The sequence below is a fragment of the Roseibium aestuarii genome, from assembly GCF_008477545.1.
GTDB lineage: Bacteria > Pseudomonadota > Alphaproteobacteria > Rhizobiales > Stappiaceae > Roseibium > Roseibium aestuarii.
The window spans coordinates 119,782-138,554 of the sequence record NZ_VORA01000003.1; the positions used below are offsets into that span (position 1 = coordinate 119,782).

Below are 18,773 nucleotides of genomic sequence, written 5' to 3' on the forward strand. Positions count from 1 at the left end.
AGGGGAATGAACAAGTCGTAAGAGAGAAGATCCGAGGAGGGTGGAATGAGCAAGGTCGCACTGGTAACCGGCGGCACGCGCGGAATTGGGGAAGCGATTTCCCGTGGGTTGAAGGACGCGGGCTACACCGTGGCCGCGACCTACGCGGGAAACACGGAAAAGGCAGAGGCCTTCAAGGCTGAAACCGGCATTCACGTCTACAAGTGGGATGTCTCCCACCCGGAAGAATGCGCCGCAGGCATTGCGCAGGTGGAATCCGAGCTCGGACCCGTCGAGGTTCTGGTCAACAACGCCGGCATCACCAAGGACGGCATGTTCCACAAGATGACCTTCGATCAGTGGAAGGCCGTCATCTCCACCAACCTGGACAGCATGTTCACGATGACCCGCCCGGTGATCGAGGGCATGCGTGCCCGTTCGTCCGGCCGGATCATCAACATCTCGTCGATCAATGGCCAGAAGGGCCAGATGGGCCAGACGAACTACTCCGCCGCCAAGGCCGGCGTGATCGGCTTCACCAAGGCGCTGGCTCAGGAAAATGCCTTCAAGGGCATCACCGTCAACTGCGTCTGCCCGGGCTACATCAACACGGACATGGTCGCCGCCATGCCGGAGAAGGTTCTGGAAAGCATCATCTCCAACATTCCGGTCGGCCGCCTGGGCCACCCGGAGGAGATCGCCCAGACCGTGGTCTATCTGGCCTCCGACGCCGCCGCCTTCATGACCGGCGCGGTCATGACCATCAACGGCGGCCAGTATATCGCCAACGGCTGATCCGGCCGAAAGGCTCTATTCCCGACGACTGCGAGGGCGCCTGCGGGCGCCCTTGTCATGTGCGGCAGGCAGTGCCACCGCTTTTCCGCCGCTTTCCTGGGCGATCAAACGTACTTGTAGAGCCTTGACCTGACATACCCCCGTTGCCTATTTCCCCGGGATCAGACCTCACACCGCCAAGCGGGAGCCGAGACACTCATGGAATTCGAACACGCCCCGAACGATCCCACCCGCAAGGACATGTCGCCGCTGCTGAAGCTGGCGCTGGAGCTGGGGCCGCTTGGCGTCTTCTTCCTGTTCAATGCCCGCGGCGAGCAGATCGCCAGCGCTCTGCCGGCCTTGCAGGCCCTTGGCAAGCCGATCTTCCTGGCCACCGCCGCCTTCATGGTGGCGATCACGCTCTCGCTGGCAGTCTCCCTCTGGCTGACGAAGCGCCTGCCGATCATGCCGCTTGTCACCGGCGTGGTGGTTCTGGTTTTCGGCACGCTGACCCTGTGGCTCCACGACGACCTCTTCATCAAGCTGAAGCCAACCATCGTCAATTGCCTCTTCGGCGCGGTGCTGCTGGGCGGGCTGGTCTTCGGAAAGTCCTTCCTGGGCTATGTCTTCGACGGCGCCTTCCGCCTCACCAATGAAGGCTGGCGCCTCCTGACCCTTCGCTGGGGCCTCTTCTTCTTCGTGCTGGCCGCCATCAACGAGATCGTCTGGCGCAATTTCTCGACCGATTTCTGGGTCAGTTTCAAGGTCTTCGGCGTCATGCCCCTGACCTTCGTCTTCGCCCTCTGCCAGCTGCCGGTCCTCCAGCGCCATGCGCTGGTACAAGAGGGCCAGGACAAGGCCTGACCCGGCCCTCCTCGTCGTCCACGCCTCTGCCACACCCCGTCATCCCCGGCTTGACCGGGGATGACTGCGGTGAGGGAATCGTCGCGTGGCCCGGAGCCCCGGCTCAGTAATGCCCTTCGCCCGGACCGAAGGTCACGTCCCGGCGCGCGCCGGTGATGGAGATGGAAAAGCCGGCGATCACGTCGACCAGCGACACCACCATCAGGATGAAGAAGAGCGACGTGGCCGCCTGCGGCACGATCAGGAACTCCACCAGATAGGCCACGAAGACCAGAACCGAGAGGATATGATCGATCAGGGCGGCCTTGCCGATCTTCGTCGCCTTGAGGATCTCGAAGAACAGCAGGATCAGCGCGCTCGCGACCAGCAGGTCGGCGAAGGTCATGGCGAACCGTGCCCCCGACACCATCGGCACCGAGAACATTTCCGACTGGAACGACAGGCCCGGCCCGCCGAAGAGCGCCAGTACGTTGTAGACGAGGAAGGGGAGAATCGTGAGCGGCAGGGAAGCCAGGAAAGCCATGCGGAAACCTCTGTTGCAGACCGGAAGCAGACGACGCGACCTCGCGTCACTCTACAGGTAAACCGGCTGGATGACAGATGGTTCGGCACGCCGGCACCACAAGCAGGCACAGCGCGCCACGCAGAGAACGCACCGGGCAAAGAAAAAGGCCGCCCGAGAGGGACGGCCTTGATCTCATTGAGAAGTCGCCATGCGACCCGTCAGCGAGAAAGACAATTAGTCTTCCTTCACCGTCAGGATCTGACGGCCCCGGTACATGCCGGACTTCAGGTCAACGTGATGCGGGCGACGCAGTTCGCCCGAATCCTTGTCCTCGACGTAAGCCGGCTGCTTCAGGGCGTCCGCGGAACGGCGAAAACCGCGCTTCATGCGCGAAGTTTTTCTCTTCGGAACGGCCATGTTGTTTTTCTCCGTGGTCCATAGTCGCGCGGCCCGGACCGGGGTCAGCCCGGGGCGTGGCGTCACGCAGCGTGTTGGAATGGGCGGCGTTATACAGGGATCATCCGCATTTTGCCAGCCCATCAGGGAATTTTTCTTGCCTGCGCTTTGTAGCGGGTTTTTCGGCCCGGTCAACTGCCCAGCACACAGGAAAAGATCGGCCCGGCCTGACGCACCCGCGCGACATTGGTGGCGGACAATTTCCTGTGGCCTGCCGAGGGCTTGGCCGGATTGCGCTCATGCGGATTGGGCAGGGCCGTGGCCAGCCGCGCCGCCTCCGTGCGGGTCAGGTCCTTCGCCGGTTTGCCGAACCAGGCCTGGGCCGCGGCCTCGGCTCCGAAGATGCCTTCGCCCCACTCCGCAACATTCAGATAAATCTCCATGATCCGGCGCTTGGTCAGCAGCGCGTCGAGCATCACCGCCAGCGGCAGCTCCAGCCCCTTGCGCAGATAGGACCGGCCGTTCCAGAGAAACAGGTTCTTCGCGGTCTGCATGGTCAGCGTCGAGGCGCCACGTGGGGCTTCTCCGTCGCCCAGCAGCTCCATCTGCTTGCGCAAGGCCGTCCAGTCGACGCCCCCGTGCTCGCAAAAACGGGCATCCTCGGAGGTGATCACCGCCTGAACGAGTGCGGGCGAGATTTCGTCCAGCGAGCGCCACTGTCGGTCCACCCACAGAAGCTGCGCCCAGCGCCCGACCATCAGGGTGCTGATCGGCGGAACGACGGAATAGAACAGGGTCAGGATGACTGGCAGCAGCATCAGCCCCAGCGCCAGACGGCCCAGAAACCCGGGCCAGCCCTTGCGGCCGCGCGGCAGGGCAAGCAATCGCGCCAGCCGCCATCTGCTGCGTGCATTGCCTGATCCGTCTGCCGTTCTTCCGCGCCCCATCCTGGCTCCGACCCATTGCCAGACCGGCTGAAGACCTTCGACCGTCTGCACGTTGATGCTCCTTCGCGTCCGCCGCCCTCAGGGGAGGCTGACGAACGCCGAACCCTACACGAGCCCAGTGCCGCAGCCTAGGGAGGCAACGGCCAAAACCGTGCAAGGTTGCCGCCCCGGCGCCGGACCCCACGTCCCCAGCCGCCCCTGCGGTCGTCGGTGTGCTGGCCGGCAGGTGGGCAGGCTGGCGGGTGCGCAGCGGAACCGCTTGACGACAGATCGAATTCAGGCGAGGGAACGGGCGAACCAGCCACGCATGGCGTCGGCGACCGGATCCGCCGGCTGCGGATCGGACTTTCCCGCGATCAGATGACGGATGCCCACGTGACCGAGAGCCTGACCCTCCGCCTGAAACAGATCGGCGCCCGCCTGGAACCGGTGCTCGAGCATCTGCTCGCCCGCCAGCCCCTTGCCGGAGAGACCTGCCGTCCGGACCGTCTGGTCGAGGCCATGCGCTACGCTGCCCTTGGCGGCGGCAAGCGTCTGCGGCCGGTTCTCGTGGCGGAGGTCGCCTGCCTCTTCGGGCGCGAGGATGACGGCGTTCTGGTGGCCGGAGCGGCCCTGGAATTGATCCATTGCTATTCGCTGGTCCATGACGACCTGCCCGCCATGGACGATGACGATCTGCGCCGGGGTCGCCCCACCGTGCACAAGGCCTTCGACGAGGCCACCGCCATCCTTGCGGGAGACGCGCTGCTCACCCTGGCCTTCGATGCCATTACCCTGGACGAGGTTCATGCGGATCCGGCAGTGCGCCTGCACCTGACCCGGGACCTCGCCCGCGCGGCAGGCCTCGGCGGCATGGCCGGCGGTCAGATGCTGGATCTGGAATCCGAGACCCGCGCCCGCAGCGAACAGGAGATCCGCCAGCTTCAGGCCATGAAGACCGGCGCCCTGCTGCGCTATGCCTGCCGCGCCGGCGCCCTGCTGGCCGACGCTTCGGCACAGGACGTGGAGCGGCTCACCCGCTTCGGCGAGATCATCGGTCTGGCCTTCCAGCTGGCCGATGACCTGCTCGACGTGGAGGCCAGCGCCGAGACCACCGGCAAGGCCACGGGCAAGGACGCCGCCGCCGGCAAGGCAACCCTCGTCGGCCTGATGGGTGTCGACGCGACGCGGGCGGAACTGGAAAAGCTTCTGGGCGAGGCATCGGACCTGCTTGCCCCCTTCGGCGACCGCGCCGCCCCCCTCCTGGCCCTCGCCGAATTCATCACCAACCGGGATCACTGAGGTCGGGAGGATCGGCCAAGTGCGCGCCAGATAGCTCTGTGGAAACGCCCAAGCCATCCCCCCCTCTGCCCCAGTCGGGACATCTCCCCCTCAAGGGGGGAGAAAGGAGCAAGCGGCCAGCAGAGCGCCCCTCTCCTCCCTTGCGGGGGAGATGTCAGCGCAAGCTGACAGAGGGGGGTGAGTCTCGATCCCCTGAAGCCTCAGTCCTTCTTGTGCGGACGGCCAAAGTCGGGGGCGTCGGTTTCCTGGCCCGCCTCGATGATCGAGCGGCGGATGCCCCGGGTGCGGGTGAAGAGCTCGAAGAGCTGGTCGCCGTCGCCCCAGCGTACGGCGCGCTGCAGGGCAGCCAGGTCTTCCGAGAAGCGGCCCAGCATTTCCAGGATCGCGTCCTTGTTGTGCAGGCACACGTCCCGCCACATGGTCGGATCGGACGCCGCCAGACGGGTGAAGTCACGGAAACCGGAGGCGGAATACTTGATCACCTCGGACTTGGTGACCGTTTCCAGATCATCCGCCGTGCCCACGATGTTGTAGGCAATCAGATGCGGCAGGTGGGACACAATGGCCAGAACCCGGTCGTGGTGATCCGGGTCCATGACATCCACATTGGAGCCCATGCCGCGCCAGAAGGCCGACAGGCGCTCGATCGCCTGCGCATCCTGCTCCGCCTGATCGGGGGTGAGGATGCACCAGCGGTTCTCGAAAAGCGTGGCAAAGCCCGCGTCCGGCCCGGACTGCTCCGTCCCGGCGATCGGGTGGCCGGCGATGAAGTGGACATTGGCCGGCACATGCGGCCGCACGTCCTTCACCACCTTGGCCTTGGTCGACCCCACGTCGCTCAGGATCGCACCCGCCTTGAGGGAGGGAGCGATCCACTTGGCCACCGCCCCGCTGGCCCCCACCGGCGTGCAGAGGATCACCAGATCCGCGCCATCCGCCGCCTCTCCCGCATCCAGGCAATATCGATCCCCGAGGCCCAGATCCTCGGCCCGCCGCAGCGAGACTTCGGACTGATCCGCAATGATGACATGACCCGCAAGGCCGCGGGCCTTCACGGCCCGGGCGATGGAGGACCCGATCAGGCCGATGCCGATCAGGGTGAGGCGTTGAAAGAGCGGTTCGGACATGGACGGTAGCGGCTGGCTTACTTCTTCAGGAACTCGGCCAGGAGAGCGACAACCTCGCGGTTGGCCTCTTCCGAGCCGATCGACATGCGCAGGGCGTTGGGCAGACCGTAGTTGGACACCCGGCGCAGAACGACACCGCGCTCGAGCAGGAAGGCATCCGCATCCTCGGCGCGCTTGCCGGCCACATCGGGGAAATGCATCAGCACGAAGTTGCCGACGCTCGGAGTGACGGTCAGGCCCAGCGCTTCCAGCTCGGTCGAAACCCACGGCAGCCAGGTCTCGTTGTGAGCGACCGCAGCCTCGACGAAGGCCTTGTCCTTCACCGCCGCAATGCCGGCAGCCAGAGCCGGGCCGTTCACGTTGAACGGGCCGCGGATGCGGTTGAGCGCATCCATGACATGGGCCGGACCGAAGGCCCAGCCGAGACGCAGGTTCGCCAGGCCGTAGATCTTGGAGAAGGTGCGCGACATGATCACGTTGTCGGCGGTGGCAGCCAGCTCCATGCCGCTCTCGTAGTCGTTGCGGCGGACATATTCCGCATAGGCCGCATCGAGCACGAGCAGGACGTTGGACGGCAGCCCGGCATGCAGGCGGCGCACTTCGTCGAAGGGCAGATAGGTGCCGGTCGGATTGTTCGGGTTGGCCAGGAAGACCATCCGGGTCTTCGGCGTCACGCGCTCCAGGATGGCATCCACGTCGGTGGTCAGGTTCTTTTCCGGTGCGATCACCGGGGTGGCACCCGCCGCCTTGATGGCGATGTCGTAAACTAGGAAGCCGTGCTCGGTGTAGATCGCCTCATCCCCTTCGCCCAGATAGGCATAGGCGATCAGCGACAGCACCTCGTCCGACCCGGCGCCGCAGAGAATGCGGTCCGCGTTGAGGCCGTGCACATCGGCAATGGCCTGACGCAGGGCAAGGGAAGAGCCGTCCGGATAGAGCTCGAGATGCTCGGCCAGCTCGGCGAAGGCGGCCTTGGCCTTCGGGCTGGCGCCCAGCGGGGTCTCGTTCGACGACAGCTTGTGCCGGGTAACACCGTGGCTGCCCTTGGACTTGCCCGGCACATAGGCGGCAATGTCCATCACGCCACGGCGCGGCTGGGGGCGGGTCGAAGTGGTGTCGGCAACGGAACTGGTCGTCTCGGTCATGTCGGAAATTCCCCGGGGGAGAAGGCGCCGGCACACGGCACCTCCGCAAGAAGTGAAATATCGGTCGCGGGCCCGCCTCCGGCAGGCTCGACAGGAACCTCAGCACGGGGTCTACACCTCGGAAGCAGAAGTGTAAAAAGAAAAACAGCGCCCGGACGGGCCTGCCGCAGGGAAATCCGGCGCTGCATCGCCGCATGGAAAGCAGACCAGCTCCCCGCAGCAAACCATTGACTTGGCGTCGCCCGCCGCCTAGGTGCAGAGGTCCCGCATCCGTGCCGGACCCCGGCCGATGGCGGGCTCAGATCGCAGGCGAGAGAAGAACTGGCAGACAATGGCCGACGAACCATCCGCACCGACCCTTCATGCCCTGTCCCGCAGCCAGGCGGTGGACCCGAGCAGCCAGGTGGCCCGCTTCGGCGCCGACGAGCCGCTGGAGCTCGATTGCGGCAAGGCAATCGCTCCCTGGCAGATCGCCTATGAGACCTACGGCACCCTCAACGCCGACAAGTCCAACGCGGTCCTGATCTGTCACGCCCTGACCGGCGACCAGTATGTGGCCTCCGTGAACCCGGTCACCGGCAAGCCCGGCTGGTGGGAACGCATGGTCGGCCCCGGCTGCCCGGTCGACACGGACAAGTATTTCGTCATCTGCTCCAACGTTCTGGGCGGCTGCATGGGCACCAGCGGCCCCGCCAGCCTGAACCCGGAAACCGGCGAGCCCTATGCCCTGACCATGCCCGTCGTCACCATCCGCGACATGGTGCGCGCCCAGGCGCGTCTGGTCGACCGGCTGGGGATCGACACGCTCTTTGCCGTCGTCGGCGGATCCATGGGCGGCATGCAGGTGCTGCAATGGGCCGCGAGCTATCCGGAACGGGTCTTCGCGGCCGTGCCCATTGCCACCGGCGCCCGTCACTCGTCCCAGAACATCGCCTTCCACGAAGTCGGCCGTCAGGCCATCATGGCGGACCCTGACTGGTGCGACGGGGCCTATATCGAGGCAGGCAAGCGCCCGGTGAAGGGTCTGGCCGTGGCCCGCATGGCCGCCCACATCACTTACATGTCCGACAGCTCCCTGCACCGGAAGTTCGGCCGCAACCTGCAGGACCGCGACGACCTGACCTTCGGCTTCGATGCCGACTTCCAGATCGAGAGCTACCTCCGTCACCAGGGCATGACCTTCGTCGACCGGTTCGACGCCAATTCCTATCTCTATGTCACGCGGGCCATGGACTATTTCGACCTGGCGGCCGAGTTCGGCTCCCTGCCGCTCGCCTTCCATGACACCAAGACCCGCTTCTGCGTGATGAGCTTCACCTCGGACTGGCTGTTCCCCACGTCGGAAAGCCGGATGATCGTGAAGGCCCTGAACGCGGCGGCCGCCAACGTCTCCTTCGTCGAGGTGGACAGCGACCGCGGCCATGACGCCTTCCTCCTCGACGTGCCGGAAATGTTCTCCACGATCCGCGGCTTCATCACCGGTGCGGCGCGGGCCCGCGGCATTCCGGCCCCCGGCCCGGCGCGCCCGGCCGCAGCCGATGCCGCCCAAACTGCCACCGGAGGAGCCGACTGATGGCCGAGATCTCGCTCAACTTCAGCGGCACCGCCATTCGCGGCGACCACCGTGTGCTGGCGAGCCTGGTGCCGGAGGGCGCAAGGGTGCTGGACATCGGCTGCGGCGACGGTGTGCTGCTGGCCCTGCTGCAGCAGGAACGCCACGTGGACGGCCGCGGCATCGAACTCTCCCAGCGCGGGGTGAACAAATGCGTCGAGAAGGGCCTGTCGGTCATTCAGGGCGATGCGGACACCGATCTCGCGGACTATCCCGAAAACGCCTTCGACGTGGTGGTGATGAGCCAGACTCTGCAGGCCACCCGCGACCCGGAAAAGGTGATGGACAACCTGCTGCGCATCGGCAAGCAGGTGATCATCTCGATCCCGAACTTCGCCCACTGGCGCAACCGCATGCAGCTCGGCCTCTTCGGCCACATGCCGGTGACCAAGTACCTGCCCTACGAGTGGTACAACACGCCGAACATCCACTTCTGCTCGCTGAAGGACTTCGGCAATCTCTGCCGTCAGCTGGATGCCACCGTGGAAAAGGCCATTCCGCTGGATTCCGCCGGCAGCCGCATTTCCGTGCCCGCTCCCTGGTGGATATGGAACCTTCTCGCCAATCAGGCGGTGTTCCTGCTCCGGCGCTGAGCCTCAGGAAGACTTGTCGGAGAGGCTGCGCCGGACGGGCTTCATGCCCACCGGCGTTCCCTCCGGCACGAAGACCGGCCGCAGCACCCGCAAGGGATTGTTGCTCGTCTCTGCCGGCACCCCGCGATAGAGACGCTTCTCCGCCTCCACGATCAGCAGACCGCTGAAGGCTGGCCACAGACGCCGCCCCACCCCTTCCCAGCTGCGCGCCGAGCGCAGGATGAAGGGCGCCCGGGTTGGCGGCAGGAACAGGGCTTCCCGGTCTCCCGTCACTTCGAACAGGCAGGAGCGCAGCAGGTTCTTGAGCTGGGACCGCGAATAGGGACGCCCATAGCCGAAGGGCGAGAGTTCCGATTGCGACCACAGGCCACGCCGGTTGGGCACCACGGCGATCAGCCGCCCGCCGGGCGCAAGCACCCGCCAGGCTTCCGTCAGAAGATCCGCCGGATTGGCGGAATGGTCCAGCGCATGCACCAGCATGATCCGGTCGAAGAAGGCATCGGAAAAAGGAAGACTGGTTTCGTCCACGAGCGTGGCCGCATTGTCGGCCTCGCGCGGCCAGCCGACCGCCCCCTGGCGCGCCGGCATGGCAGCAATGCAGCGCTCGGCACTGCCCAGATAGGGCCGCATGAAAGGCCCGGCATAGCCCAGCCCGAGAAGGCTCTGCCGTTCCAGCGAGGGCCAGAGAGTGCGGATCTGCCCGCCGATCAGCACCCTGAGAAGGCGCCCGAGCGGCAGGTCGTAGAAGGTTCGCAGATCCGCAACGTCGAGATACATGAAGGGCCCGTTTCGATGAGCGGCGATTGAACCTTGATTGCCGTCACGGCGCAAGACCCTTGCAGGAGCTTCGGGGCTTTGCCACTCTCACTGAAATTTTAAGCTGTTTTCCTGATACGATGAGGCCCCATGCCCACCGGTTCTTCCATTGAGATCATCCAGTTTTCCTGTCTCTCCGACAATTTCGGCCTGCTCATCCATGATGCGGACCAGAATCTGACCATTGCCGTCGACGTTCCGGAAGCCGCCCCCTATCTGCGCCACCTGAAGGAGCGCGACTGGACCCTGAACGAGATCCTGATCACCCACCATCACTGGGACCACGTGCAGGGCCTGGACGAGCTGAAGGCCGCAACCGGCGCCCATGTCACCGGCCCCGCGCTTTCCCGCGACAAGATCGAGGGGCTCGACGCCTTTGTCGAGGATGGCGACACGATCACCCTCGGCGACTGGGAGGTGGAGGCCATCGGCACGCCGGGCCACACGCTCGATCAGATCTCCTGGTACATCCCGACCCTGAAGCTCGCCCACACCGGCGACACGCTCTTTTCGCTCGGCTGCGGGCGGGTGTTCGAGGGCGACCTGCCGATGATGTGGGCATCGCTCGCCCGGCTGAAAGAAAGACTGCCCGCGGACACGCGCATCTATTGCGGCCACGAATACACCCAGACCAACGCCCGTTTCTCGCTGACCATCGAGCCGGAAAACGAGGCCCTGAAGATCCGCGCCGCAGAAGTGGACAGGCTTCGGGCCCAGGGACGCCCGACCCTGCCAACGACCATGGAACAGGAACTGGCGACCAACCCCTTCCTGCGGGCCGACCAGCCAGGCGTGAAGGCCGCCCTTGCCATGAGCGGGGCGTCCGATGCCGAGGTCTTTGCCGAAATCCGCACCCGCAAGGACAAGGCCTGACCCATGGCCCCGGACCCGTCCCTCTCCGCCGATCAGGTGGTCGCCCTTCTGGCCATGCAGCCGCACCCGGAGGGGGGCTTCTACGTCGAGACCTTCCGCGATGAGGTGACCGACGCCGACGGCCGCCCGGCATCGACCCTGATCTATTTCCTCCTGCCGGAAGCGGTGGTCTCCCGCTGGCACAAGGTGGATGCGGTGGAAACCTGGCACCACTATGGGGGAAGTCCGCTGGAGCTTTCCGTCAGCGTGGACGGACAGGCGGTCGAGACCCTGCGCCTCGGGCCGGATCTCTTGGCCGGAGAGCGTCCGCAAGGGATCGTCCCCCGTCATGCCTGGCAACAGGCACGCTCGCTTGGCGCGTGGACGCTCGTCGGCTGCACGGTGGCACCCGGGTTCCGTTTCGAAGGGTTCGAGATGGCGCCAGAAGACTGGCAGCCCGGAGCCGCATGAGCCGTCCAGGACACGGGGCCAGCAAGGCTGGTCCGGGATCTTGACTATCCGCGGAGATGGCTCGGAGCGGCAGCGGCGCCGTTTTCAACCCGCCCGATCCACAGATCGAGGAACTGATCGAGCCAGGCCTGCACCGCGCGGTCATGCACGAAGCGTCCGGCGAAATGGTCGCCGCGCTTCTGGGCGCCGGGAAGCGACAGACGCGGCGCGCCGCGCGTCGTCCAGCGCACCATCATGGCGTGGGTCAGCTCCGGGTGGAACTGGATGCCATAGGCGGCCTTGCCATAACGGATCGCTTGATTGGGATAGGTCCCGCCCCGGGCCAGCAGGGTCGCGCCCTTGGGCAGGGAGAAGCCTTCCCTGTGCCACTGATAGACCCGCTCGGGCCAGGGCAGCAGGGTCTGGCCCTCGTCCGTGGGCTCGATGGGGTAATAGCCGATCTCCACATGACCGTCCCGATCGGGGGCGACACGGCCGCCGAGCTGCTTCACCATCATCTGGGCCCCGAGGCAGATGCCGAGGAAGGGCTTTTCTTCCCTCAGGGGCACGCCGATCCAGTCGATCTCCTTGTGCACATAGGCTTCCGGATCATTAGCGCTCATCGGACCGCCAAAGACCACGGCCCCGGCATGGTGCTCCATCGTCTGCGGCAGGGGATCGCCGAACCTCGGCTTGCGAATGTCGAGCTGGAACCCCCGCGCCTGCAGCTGCTGGCCGACACGGCCGGGTGACGAATTCTCCTGATGGAGAACGATCAGGATGCGCGGACGGTCGGAGGTAAAGGTTTCGTGTCTCATGCCAACAAGTCTAGCGTATTCGTTCGGCACGTCGAGCCTTGCCTTTCGGCAGATCTGCCGCTGGGAGAGGCAGTTTTCTGCACTTTCTCAAGGCAGCGCAAAATCGTTCCGCGTCAGGTGTCCGGAGCATCGTCGTTGAGGATGCCCTCGAGACCGAGCCGCTCGGCAACCTTCTTGCGCAGGATCATCCGGTCACGGGACGAAATGCCCAGAAGCTCTGCCACCCGCCACATGGTGTTGTCCTCGAACTCGTGGACCACGCCGTCCGCATAGACGACTTCCCACATCATCTCGATGATGGCGAGGCGCTCCGTCTCGTCGGTCTGGCGCTTCAGCACGGAGGTGAAGCCATAGAGGTCCACCGCCTCGTGATCCTTCAGCTTCGCCGCTTCGATAAGCTGGGTGGTCTCCGCATCGCTCAGGGAATAGTGATCCTTCAGGATCTCCCGCAGCTTGGCCGCCTCCTTCGCCTCCACCACACCATCCACATCCACCAGATGAAACAGCAGGGCTGCGGCCGCCAGCCGGGTCTCATCCTCGGCCATCCCGTTCTTGCGGGGTTCCCCGAGGGTGATATCGCGAAGAAAGTCCTTGAAGGCGTTGAGCATGAAATCCGTCCGTGGAATGCGTCTTCCCGCACTATGGGCGGAAAGGGATAGAGAACCCTTAACCTAGGGTGTCCGGAACGCACGGACAATGCTCGTGGTTCCTCAAGGGTTTGACCCTTTCGTGAACGCCCCGCTGACGAAAGCGGACATCTCAGCCTTGTTTCGAATGATTCCAAACTATTGAAAAACATCCATAATATACTTGACTAAAATCCTCTGGTATTGAATTGCTCCCCCCTGAGGCGATCGGTTTCCGGACCACGCGATGCGTCTGCCCCCCCGAGCGGTGCGACCTGACGCCCTGCCGTTCAGCTCCCCGAAGGCCCGGGAGCAACGACCCGGATCCGATGTTCCGCCCGTCCACGGGCGCTGCCGCCGACGACTTTTCAACCGGATCCCGGCGATCCGGCGTTGCCCTGCGATCCGGAAACGGACGCTATGAAACGAGGACCGAGCTTATGAAAGCACTCAAGTTTGCCCTGCTGGGCGCCACCGCCCTCTTCGCCCTGCCGGCGCTTGCCGCCACCCCGGCCGAAGTTCTAGACACCTACGCGGATGTCGCGGAAGCCGGCTACTCCGATGCGCTTTCCACCGCCAATGACCTTCAGGCTGCCATCGACGCCCTGATCGCCACCCCGAATGCCGAGACCCTGGCCGCTGCCCGCGCCGCCTGGATCGCCGCTCGCGCCCCCTACCAGCAGACCGAAGCCTTCCGCTTCGGCAATGCCGTGGTCGACGACTGGGAAGGCAAGGTCAATGCCTGGCCGCTGGATGAAGGCCTGATCGACTATGTCGACACCGCCTATGGCGAAGAGTCCGAGGAAAACCCGTTCTACGCCGCCAACATCATTGCCAATGCGAAGCTGGAAGTGGCCGGCGAGACCATCGACGCCACTGAAATCACCCCGGCTCTTCTGGCCGACCAGCTGCAGGAAGCCGGCGGCGCCGAAACCAACGTGGCGACCGGCTACCATGCCATCGAATTCCTGCTCTGGGGCCAGGACCTGAACGGCACCGACGCCGGCGCTGGCGCCCGTGAAGCCACCGATTTCGATCCGGCCAACTGCACCAACGGCAACTGCGACCGCCGCGTGGCCTATCTGAAGGCTGCCACCGAACTTCTGATCACCGATCTGGAAGAAATGGTCGCGGCCTGGGCCAACGGCGGCGCTGCCCGCGAAGACCTCGCCTCCAAGGGCGAAGCTGGCGGTCTGGCAACGATCCTCACCGGCATGGGCTCGCTCTCCTACGGCGAACTGGCCGGCGAACGCATCAAGCTCGGCCTGATGCTGCACGATCCGGAAGAGGAGCACGACTGCTTCTCCGACAACACCCACAACTCGCACTACTACGACATCGTCGGCATCCGGAACGTCTATTTCGGCAAGTATGACGGTGCCAGCGCCGTGAGCGGTGCAAGTGTGGCCGATCTGGTCGCCGCCAAGGACCCGGCGCTCGCCGAAGAGGTCAAGGCCAAGCTGGACGCCACCCTGGCAGCCGCCGAAGCCATGAAGGCCCGTGCCGAAGGCGGTGAATCCTACGATCAGATGATCGGCGAAGGCAACGAAGAGGGCAACGCGGTCATTCAGGCCGTCGTCGATGCTCTGGTCGATCAGACCAAGTCCATCGAACGCGTCGTTCAGACCCTCGGCCTGGAAGCCATCGCCTTCGAAGGCTCCGACAGCCTGGACAACCCGTCCGCCGTCTTCGAATAAGATCAGAACAAGACTGTCGGCGCGGCGGATCGGGGCAAGGGCTTCGAACCGTCGCGCCGATGGTCTGTCTCCTCGGCAGATCCGGCGCCCCGTTCCCGACGCACGACCGGATCAACCCCGGACCCCGATCCGCCCGCCGGATCCCTTGCATGAAGAGCACCTGCCGTGCCGCTGCCTGCATTCCGCCCGTCTCGCCTCCGCATCCTCGCGCTGACCGGCCTTGCCCTGCTTCTGGCGACCCGGGCCACCCACGCAGAGCCCTCCCAATCCCTTCGCCCTGACCTCTCCGACACGGACCGCGCCCGCGTGGAGGCCATCACCACGCCCGCCACGGATTTCAGCCGCGCCGAGCCCTTCGAGGACAATCCCGGCGGTGCCGCCACCTCGCGCAAGGCCGGAAACCGCAATGTCCTGACCCATCCGAGCGCCAACATGACCGCACAGGACATGCTGGACTTCCGCCTCGGCAGCGCCCTCTTCGACAAGCTCTGGACCTCGTCCCCCTCCTCGACCCAGGCCTCAGACGGGCTCGGGCCGCTCTTCAATGCCCGTGCCTGCCAGTCGTGCCATGTGCGCGACGGCCGCGGCAATCCGCCCCTGCCCGGCGACCGCGCCGTCTCTCTCTTCCTCCGCCTCTCCATTCCGCCGCAGACGGACGAAGACCGGCAGAAGCTCGCCGACAAGACGCTCCTGTCGATCCCGGAGCCGACCTACGGCCACCAGCTTCAGGGCTTCGCCGTGGTCGGCCTTGCGGGCGAGGCCCAGCTCGCCATCGAGACCCGCGACATCGAGATCGCGCTCGGCGGCGGAGAGACCGCCACCCTTCAGGCCCCCACCTATCATCTGGAAAAGCTGGCCTATGGCCCGCTCCACCCGCAGACCATGCTGTCGCCGCGGGTCACCCCGGCCATGACCGGGCTCGGCCTGCTGGAGGCCATAAATCCGACTGACATCCTGGCGCTTGCCGACCCGCAAGACGCCGATGGCGACGGGATCTCCGGCAAGCCGAGCTTCGTGCGCGATCCCGAGACCGGCGCCCTCGTGCTCGGCCGGTTCGGCTGGAAGGCGGGCAACCCGACGATCCGCGCCCAAGCCGCCGACGCCTTTTCCAACGACATCGGCATCTCGACCCCGCTGAAACCGGATGCCTATGGCGACTGCACCCCGGCCCAGAGCGCCTGCCGCACCCTTCCCGACGGGGTGCAGGCCAGGTTGGGCGACACGGAAGCCCCGGACCCGATCCTCGATCTGGTCGCCTTCTACTCCGCCCATCTGGCCGTGCCCGCCCGGCGCAATGTCTCCGATCCGCAGGTGCTGGAGGGCAAGCGCGCCTTTCACGAAAGCGGATGCATCGCCTGTCACCGGCCAAAATTCGTCACCTCCCGGGAGGCGGAGCGCGAGGAACATCGCTTCCAGCTGATCTGGCCCTACACGGATCTCCTGCTCCATGATATGGGCGAAGGCCTTGCCGACCATCGTCCGGACGGAGATGCCAACGGTCGCGAATGGCGCACGCCCCCGCTCTGGGGGATCGGCCTGACGCAGACCGCCAATGGCCACACCCGCTATCTGCACGACGGACGCGCAAGAAACCTTCTGGAAGCCGTGCTCTGGCACGGCGGAGAGGCCCAGGCGGCCCGCGACAAGGTTGTCGCGATGCAACCCGCCACCCGCGAGGCCCTCATCGCCTTTCTCAAGTCCCTCTGAGGGACGCACTACCTGGAGTTCCCGGACATGCGGAAGCTGACCCTTGCCCTCCTTCTTCTGACCAGCGTGAGCGCGGCCCCGCCCGCCGGTGCGCAGGGGACGCAGGCGGATGCGGATCTGGCCTTCGCCCCTTACGTCTCGCGCAGCATCGAAGGTTATATCCGTCCCGCGACCGACCGGTTCGAGGCCGCTACGGCCGACCTCCCGGAGGCGATCGACGGGGTCTGCAACGCCGCCGACGACGCCTCTCGCGACGGCTTCGCCCGCGCCTACCGAGATGTGGTCGTCGCCTTCGGCGGCATCTCGTTCCTGCGCTTCGGCCCGGTGATCGAGAACAACCGGCTCGAGTCCATCGCCTTCATGCCCGACCCCCGCGGCATTTCCCAGCGCCAGATCCGCAAGGCCCTGGCGGCGCGGGACACGGCCATGACCTCGGCCGAGCAGCTCCGGGACAAGAGCGTCGCCCTGCAGGGTCTCACCGCGCTCCAGCTCCTCGCCTTTGACGGCGACGGCACCGTGACCCTGGGCGCGGCGGGCGACGATCACGACTTCATCTGCGACTATTCCCGCGCGATTGCGGAAAACGTCCATGTGATCGCCGCAAACATCCAGCGCGACTGGGCCGATCCGGCCGGCTATTCCGCCGTCCTGACGGACCCCACGCCGGCCCATGACCACGTCCGCACCCACAAGAAGGCCATCGAGGAGATCTTCAACGCGATCGCCACCGGCTTCATCGTGATCAAGGATCAGGACCTGCTGCCGGCCCTCGGCGACAGCCTGGACACCTCGCGGCCCCACCGCCTGCCCTTCGCCCGCTCCGGCAATGCCGCCGCCTTCATTCAGGCGGAGCTTGACGGCCTGGAACAGGCCATCGCCGTGGCCCATTACGACCCGGATCTGCCGGAGGAATTCACCTGGGTGCCCGGATCACTCACGTTCGAATTTGCCAATGCCCGGCGCACGCTTGCCTCGCTCGACACGCCGCTGAAGGCCAGCCTCACCGACCCGGCCACCTACGAGAAGCTCAAGCTGCTCACGATCACCATCAACTCCCTGCGCGACACCACCGCCTTGAGCCTCGCGGGAGCCATGAATTTCACCGGCGGTTTCAACGCCCTCGACGGCGACTGATTCCGGAGCCACGCCCATGACACTGCCCTTCAAACCCACCGAGATCTCCCGCCGGGCCTTCCTGGCCGGGCTGGGGGGAACCGGCTTCCTGGCCGCCTCCGGTCTGCGGGCTTCCGCCTCCGGCGCGCCGCTGCTGGATCTCGGCGCCCTCGACGCTCCCCTGTTTGCCTCTGCCCGCCGTGAGGCCAATGGCTCCTATGCGCTGGCCATCGTCGATGACGCCGGCCAGCTGCTCGCCCGCGTCGGTCTGCCCGGACGCGGTCACGGCATGGCCGTCTCGCCCGACCGCCGCCGCATCATGGCCTTCGCCCGCCGCCCGGGCACCTTCGCCGTGGTCATCGACCCCTTCGAGACACGCGAACCGCAGGTGATCTCCTCCATCAAGGGCCGGCACTTCTACGGCCACGGCACCTTCTCCCCCGACGGTCGTCTGGTCTACGCGCCGGAGAACGACTACGAGGCCGTGCGCGGCGTGGTCGGGATATATGATGTCAGCGGCCGCGAGGTCCGGCGTATCGGCGAGATCGACACTCACGGCGTCGGTCCCCATGACGTGATGCTGATCGATGGCGGCCGCACCATGGTCGTTGCCAATGGCGGCATCCAGACCCACCCGGGACGGCCGCGTGAGAAGTTGAACATCCCCACCATGCAGCCCTCCATCGTCTATCTCGACATGGAGAACGGCGATCTTCTGGCCCGTCACGAGCTCACCCACGATCTGCACCAGCTGTCCCTCCGCCACATGGCGCTGGATGCGACAGGACAGGTCTGGGTCGGCGGCCAGTTCGAGGGGGATCTCTCCCTGGCGCCGCCGCTTGTTGCCCGCATGACCCGGGACCGGGCACCGATCCTGACGGAGCTTCCCGGGCCACTCGCCACCGGGCTGCAAAGCTACATCGGCTCGGTCGTCGCCAATGCCTCGGGCGAGGTGATCGCCACCTCGGCCCCGCGCGGCAACAAGGTGCTGTTCTGGAAGGCCGCCACCGGCGAGCTTCTGGCGACGAAAGACGTGCCCGACGGCTGCGGCGTGGCCCCCATCGACCAGGACAGCTTCCTGATTTCCGACGGCACCGGCGCGCTCACCTATCTGGAGGATGTGCGCCTCCCGGCCGACATCCTCTCCCGCGCCAACGGCGTCGCCTGGGACAACCACATGTTCCAGATCTGAGGCGCAGGCCCGGACATGAAAAAAACCCCCGGGAGATCGCTCTACCGGGGGTTTTTCGTGAGTACGTCGCTGGCTCAGTAGTCGCCGAGCTTGATGTCGCGGGAGTATTCCCCGTCAACTTCCTTGGTCACCGCCTGGCCGCAGATGGTCAGGCCGCGCACCGCGTCGAAGGTCAGGGACGGAGACCCAGAGAGTTCCCAGCCCTTGTTCAGCGCCTGGGTGACCCGGTGACAGAACTCGCTGTCATCCGGACCGGTAATGAAACGGAAAAGCTTCATG

Annotated in this window: 20 protein-coding genes; 11 read left to right on the forward strand and 9 right to left on the reverse strand. The window is 65.7% G+C overall.

What is annotated here, in order from left to right; translation table 11 throughout:
* The first annotated feature begins 45 nt into the window (after nt 1–45).
* The gene (phbB, locus tag FR728_RS13435; protein WP_149893237.1) at nt 46–774 is read left to right on the forward strand and encodes an acetoacetyl-CoA reductase; all 729 of its coding nucleotides are present in this window, start codon (nt 46–48) and stop codon (nt 772–774) included.
* Between the two features lie 198 nt (nt 775–972).
* Nucleotides 973–1,617, forward strand: coding sequence for a septation protein A (locus tag FR728_RS13440; protein WP_149893238.1), 645 nt, complete (start codon nt 973–975; stop codon nt 1,615–1,617).
* 103 nt (nt 1,618–1,720) lie between these two features.
* On the opposite strand, the gene FR728_RS13445 is transcribed toward FR728_RS13440, so the two are convergent.
* From FR728_RS13445 to mtgA, 3 genes are all read right to left on the reverse strand, one after another.
* Nucleotides 1,721–2,140 carry a hypothetical protein gene (locus FR728_RS13445; protein WP_149893239.1) on the reverse strand — a complete coding sequence of 140 codons (420 nt, stop codon included), beginning with the start codon at nt 2,138–2,140 and terminating at the stop codon, nt 1,721–1,723.
* 216 nt (nt 2,141–2,356) lie between these two features.
* A complete protein-coding gene (gene rpmF / locus FR728_RS13450) occupies nt 2,357–2,539 on the reverse strand; it encodes a 50S ribosomal protein L32 (RefSeq protein ID WP_149893240.1) in 183 nt (60 codons plus the stop codon).
* A 170-nt stretch (nt 2,540–2,709) separates the two neighbouring features.
* The gene (gene mtgA, locus FR728_RS13455) at nt 2,710–3,402 is read right to left on the reverse strand and encodes a monofunctional biosynthetic peptidoglycan transglycosylase (RefSeq protein WP_280115345.1); all 693 of its coding nucleotides are present in this window, start codon (nt 3,400–3,402) and stop codon (nt 2,710–2,712) included.
* Between the two features lie 423 nt (nt 3,403–3,825).
* Between mtgA and FR728_RS13460 the strand changes: the two genes are divergently transcribed.
* Nucleotides 3,826–4,746 (forward strand): polyprenyl synthetase family protein, encoded by a 921-nt coding sequence (locus FR728_RS13460; RefSeq protein WP_149893242.1) that lies wholly within the window; start codon nt 3,826–3,828, stop codon nt 4,744–4,746.
* A gap of 200 nt (nt 4,747–4,946) precedes the next feature.
* On the opposite strand, the gene FR728_RS13465 is transcribed toward FR728_RS13460, so the two are convergent.
* On the reverse strand, nt 4,947–5,873 hold the full coding sequence (locus FR728_RS13465; protein ID WP_149893243.1) for a prephenate/arogenate dehydrogenase family protein: 927 nt from the start codon (nt 5,871–5,873) through the stop codon (nt 4,947–4,949).
* A gap of 17 nt (nt 5,874–5,890) precedes the next feature.
* The gene (hisC, locus tag FR728_RS13470) at nt 5,891–7,018 is read right to left on the reverse strand and encodes a histidinol-phosphate transaminase (protein ID WP_149893244.1); all 1,128 of its coding nucleotides are present in this window, start codon (nt 7,016–7,018) and stop codon (nt 5,891–5,893) included.
* Nucleotides 7,019–7,349: 331 nt separating this feature from the next.
* On the opposite strand from hisC, the gene metX reads away from it, so the two are divergent.
* Nucleotides 7,350–8,591, forward strand: coding sequence for a homoserine O-acetyltransferase MetX (metX, locus tag FR728_RS13475; protein WP_149893245.1), 1,242 nt, complete (start codon nt 7,350–7,352; stop codon nt 8,589–8,591).
* The gene (gene metW / locus FR728_RS13480; protein ID WP_149893246.1) at nt 8,591–9,223 is read left to right on the forward strand and encodes a methionine biosynthesis protein MetW; all 633 of its coding nucleotides are present in this window, start codon (nt 8,591–8,593) and stop codon (nt 9,221–9,223) included. Before metX ends, metW begins: the two co-directional genes overlap by 1 nt.
* A gap of 3 nt (nt 9,224–9,226) precedes the next feature.
* Here the strand turns inward: metW and FR728_RS13485 are convergent, their stop codons facing one another.
* Nucleotides 9,227–10,000 (reverse strand): class I SAM-dependent methyltransferase, encoded by a 774-nt coding sequence (locus tag FR728_RS13485; protein WP_149893247.1) that lies wholly within the window; start codon nt 9,998–10,000, stop codon nt 9,227–9,229.
* Nucleotides 10,001–10,129: 129 nt separating this feature from the next.
* On the opposite strand from FR728_RS13485, the gene gloB reads away from it, so the two are divergent.
* Nucleotides 10,130–10,912 carry a hydroxyacylglutathione hydrolase gene (gene gloB, locus FR728_RS13490; protein WP_149893248.1) on the forward strand — a complete coding sequence of 261 codons (783 nt, stop codon included), beginning with the start codon at nt 10,130–10,132 and terminating at the stop codon, nt 10,910–10,912.
* Between the two features lie 3 nt (nt 10,913–10,915).
* A complete protein-coding gene (locus tag FR728_RS13495; RefSeq protein WP_149893249.1) occupies nt 10,916–11,362 on the forward strand; it encodes a cupin domain-containing protein in 447 nt (148 codons plus the stop codon).
* A gap of 44 nt (nt 11,363–11,406) precedes the next feature.
* Here FR728_RS13495 and FR728_RS13500 read toward each other — a convergent pair whose 3' ends face one another.
* Both FR728_RS13500 and FR728_RS13505 read right to left on the reverse strand, forming a co-directional pair.
* Nucleotides 11,407–12,159, reverse strand: coding sequence for a glutamine amidotransferase (locus FR728_RS13500; RefSeq protein WP_149893250.1), 753 nt, complete (start codon nt 12,157–12,159; stop codon nt 11,407–11,409).
* 113 nt (nt 12,160–12,272) lie between these two features.
* Nucleotides 12,273–12,767 (reverse strand): tellurite resistance TerB family protein, encoded by a 495-nt coding sequence (locus FR728_RS13505; protein ID WP_149893251.1) that lies wholly within the window; start codon nt 12,765–12,767, stop codon nt 12,273–12,275.
* Nucleotides 12,768–13,225: 458 nt separating this feature from the next.
* Between FR728_RS13505 and FR728_RS13510 the strand changes: the two genes are divergently transcribed.
* From FR728_RS13510 to FR728_RS13525, 4 genes are all read left to right on the forward strand, one after another.
* Nucleotides 13,226–14,482, forward strand: a complete 1,257-nt coding sequence (locus FR728_RS13510) for an imelysin family protein (RefSeq protein WP_149893252.1) — start codon at nt 13,226–13,228, stop codon at nt 14,480–14,482.
* Nucleotides 14,483–14,653: 171 nt separating this feature from the next.
* Entirely contained in the window at nt 14,654–16,189 is a 1,536-nt protein-coding gene (locus tag FR728_RS13515) for a di-heme oxidoreductase family protein (protein WP_417715390.1), read from the forward strand.
* 27 nt (nt 16,190–16,216) lie between these two features.
* On the forward strand, nt 16,217–17,323 hold the full coding sequence (locus FR728_RS13520) for an imelysin family protein (RefSeq protein ID WP_149893253.1): 1,107 nt from the start codon (nt 16,217–16,219) through the stop codon (nt 17,321–17,323).
* A gap of 16 nt (nt 17,324–17,339) precedes the next feature.
* Nucleotides 17,340–18,494 (forward strand): DUF1513 domain-containing protein, encoded by a 1,155-nt coding sequence (locus FR728_RS13525; RefSeq protein WP_149893254.1) that lies wholly within the window; start codon nt 17,340–17,342, stop codon nt 18,492–18,494.
* A gap of 74 nt (nt 18,495–18,568) precedes the next feature.
* Here FR728_RS13525 and FR728_RS13530 read toward each other — a convergent pair whose 3' ends face one another.
* Nucleotides 18,569–18,772, reverse strand: coding sequence for a DUF1737 domain-containing protein (locus tag FR728_RS13530; RefSeq protein WP_149893255.1), 204 nt, complete (start codon nt 18,770–18,772; stop codon nt 18,569–18,571).
* Nucleotide 18,773: the final 1 nt, after the last annotated feature.

Excerpts from the sequence above, each read along its gene's own strand:
- phbB (WP_149893237.1), top strand. The coding sequence starts at position 46 with ATGAGCAAGGTCGCACTGGTAACCGGCGGCACGCGCGGAATTGGGGAA.
- FR728_RS13440 (WP_149893238.1), top strand. The coding sequence starts at position 973 with ATGGAATTCGAACACGCCCCGAACGATCCCACCCGCAAGGACATGTCG.
- FR728_RS13445 (WP_149893239.1), bottom strand. The coding sequence starts at position 2,140 with ATGGCTTTCCTGGCTTCCCTGCCGCTCACGATTCTCCCCTTCCTCGTC.
- rpmF (WP_149893240.1), bottom strand. The coding sequence starts at position 2,539 with ATGGCCGTTCCGAAGAGAAAAACTTCGCGCATGAAGCGCGGTTTTCGC.
- FR728_RS13460 (WP_149893242.1), top strand. The coding sequence starts at position 3,826 with ATGACGGATGCCCACGTGACCGAGAGCCTGACCCTCCGCCTGAAACAG.
- FR728_RS13465 (WP_149893243.1), bottom strand. The coding sequence starts at position 5,873 with ATGTCCGAACCGCTCTTTCAACGCCTCACCCTGATCGGCATCGGCCTG.
- hisC (WP_149893244.1), bottom strand. The coding sequence starts at position 7,018 with ATGACCGAGACGACCAGTTCCGTTGCCGACACCACTTCGACCCGCCCC.
- metX (WP_149893245.1), top strand. The coding sequence starts at position 7,350 with ATGGCCGACGAACCATCCGCACCGACCCTTCATGCCCTGTCCCGCAGC.
- metW (WP_149893246.1), top strand. The coding sequence starts at position 8,591 with ATGGCCGAGATCTCGCTCAACTTCAGCGGCACCGCCATTCGCGGCGAC.
- FR728_RS13485 (WP_149893247.1), bottom strand. The coding sequence starts at position 10,000 with ATGTATCTCGACGTTGCGGATCTGCGAACCTTCTACGACCTGCCGCTC.
- gloB (WP_149893248.1), top strand. The coding sequence starts at position 10,130 with ATGCCCACCGGTTCTTCCATTGAGATCATCCAGTTTTCCTGTCTCTCC.
- FR728_RS13495 (WP_149893249.1), top strand. The coding sequence starts at position 10,916 with ATGGCCCCGGACCCGTCCCTCTCCGCCGATCAGGTGGTCGCCCTTCTG.
- FR728_RS13500 (WP_149893250.1), bottom strand. The coding sequence starts at position 12,159 with ATGAGACACGAAACCTTTACCTCCGACCGTCCGCGCATCCTGATCGTT.
- FR728_RS13505 (WP_149893251.1), bottom strand. The coding sequence starts at position 12,767 with ATGCTCAACGCCTTCAAGGACTTTCTTCGCGATATCACCCTCGGGGAA.
- FR728_RS13510 (WP_149893252.1), top strand. The coding sequence starts at position 13,226 with ATGAAAGCACTCAAGTTTGCCCTGCTGGGCGCCACCGCCCTCTTCGCC.
- FR728_RS13520 (WP_149893253.1), top strand. The coding sequence starts at position 16,217 with ATGCGGAAGCTGACCCTTGCCCTCCTTCTTCTGACCAGCGTGAGCGCG.
- FR728_RS13525 (WP_149893254.1), top strand. The coding sequence starts at position 17,340 with ATGACACTGCCCTTCAAACCCACCGAGATCTCCCGCCGGGCCTTCCTG.
- FR728_RS13530 (WP_149893255.1), bottom strand. The coding sequence starts at position 18,772 with ATGAAGCTTTTCCGTTTCATTACCGGTCCGGATGACAGCGAGTTCTGT.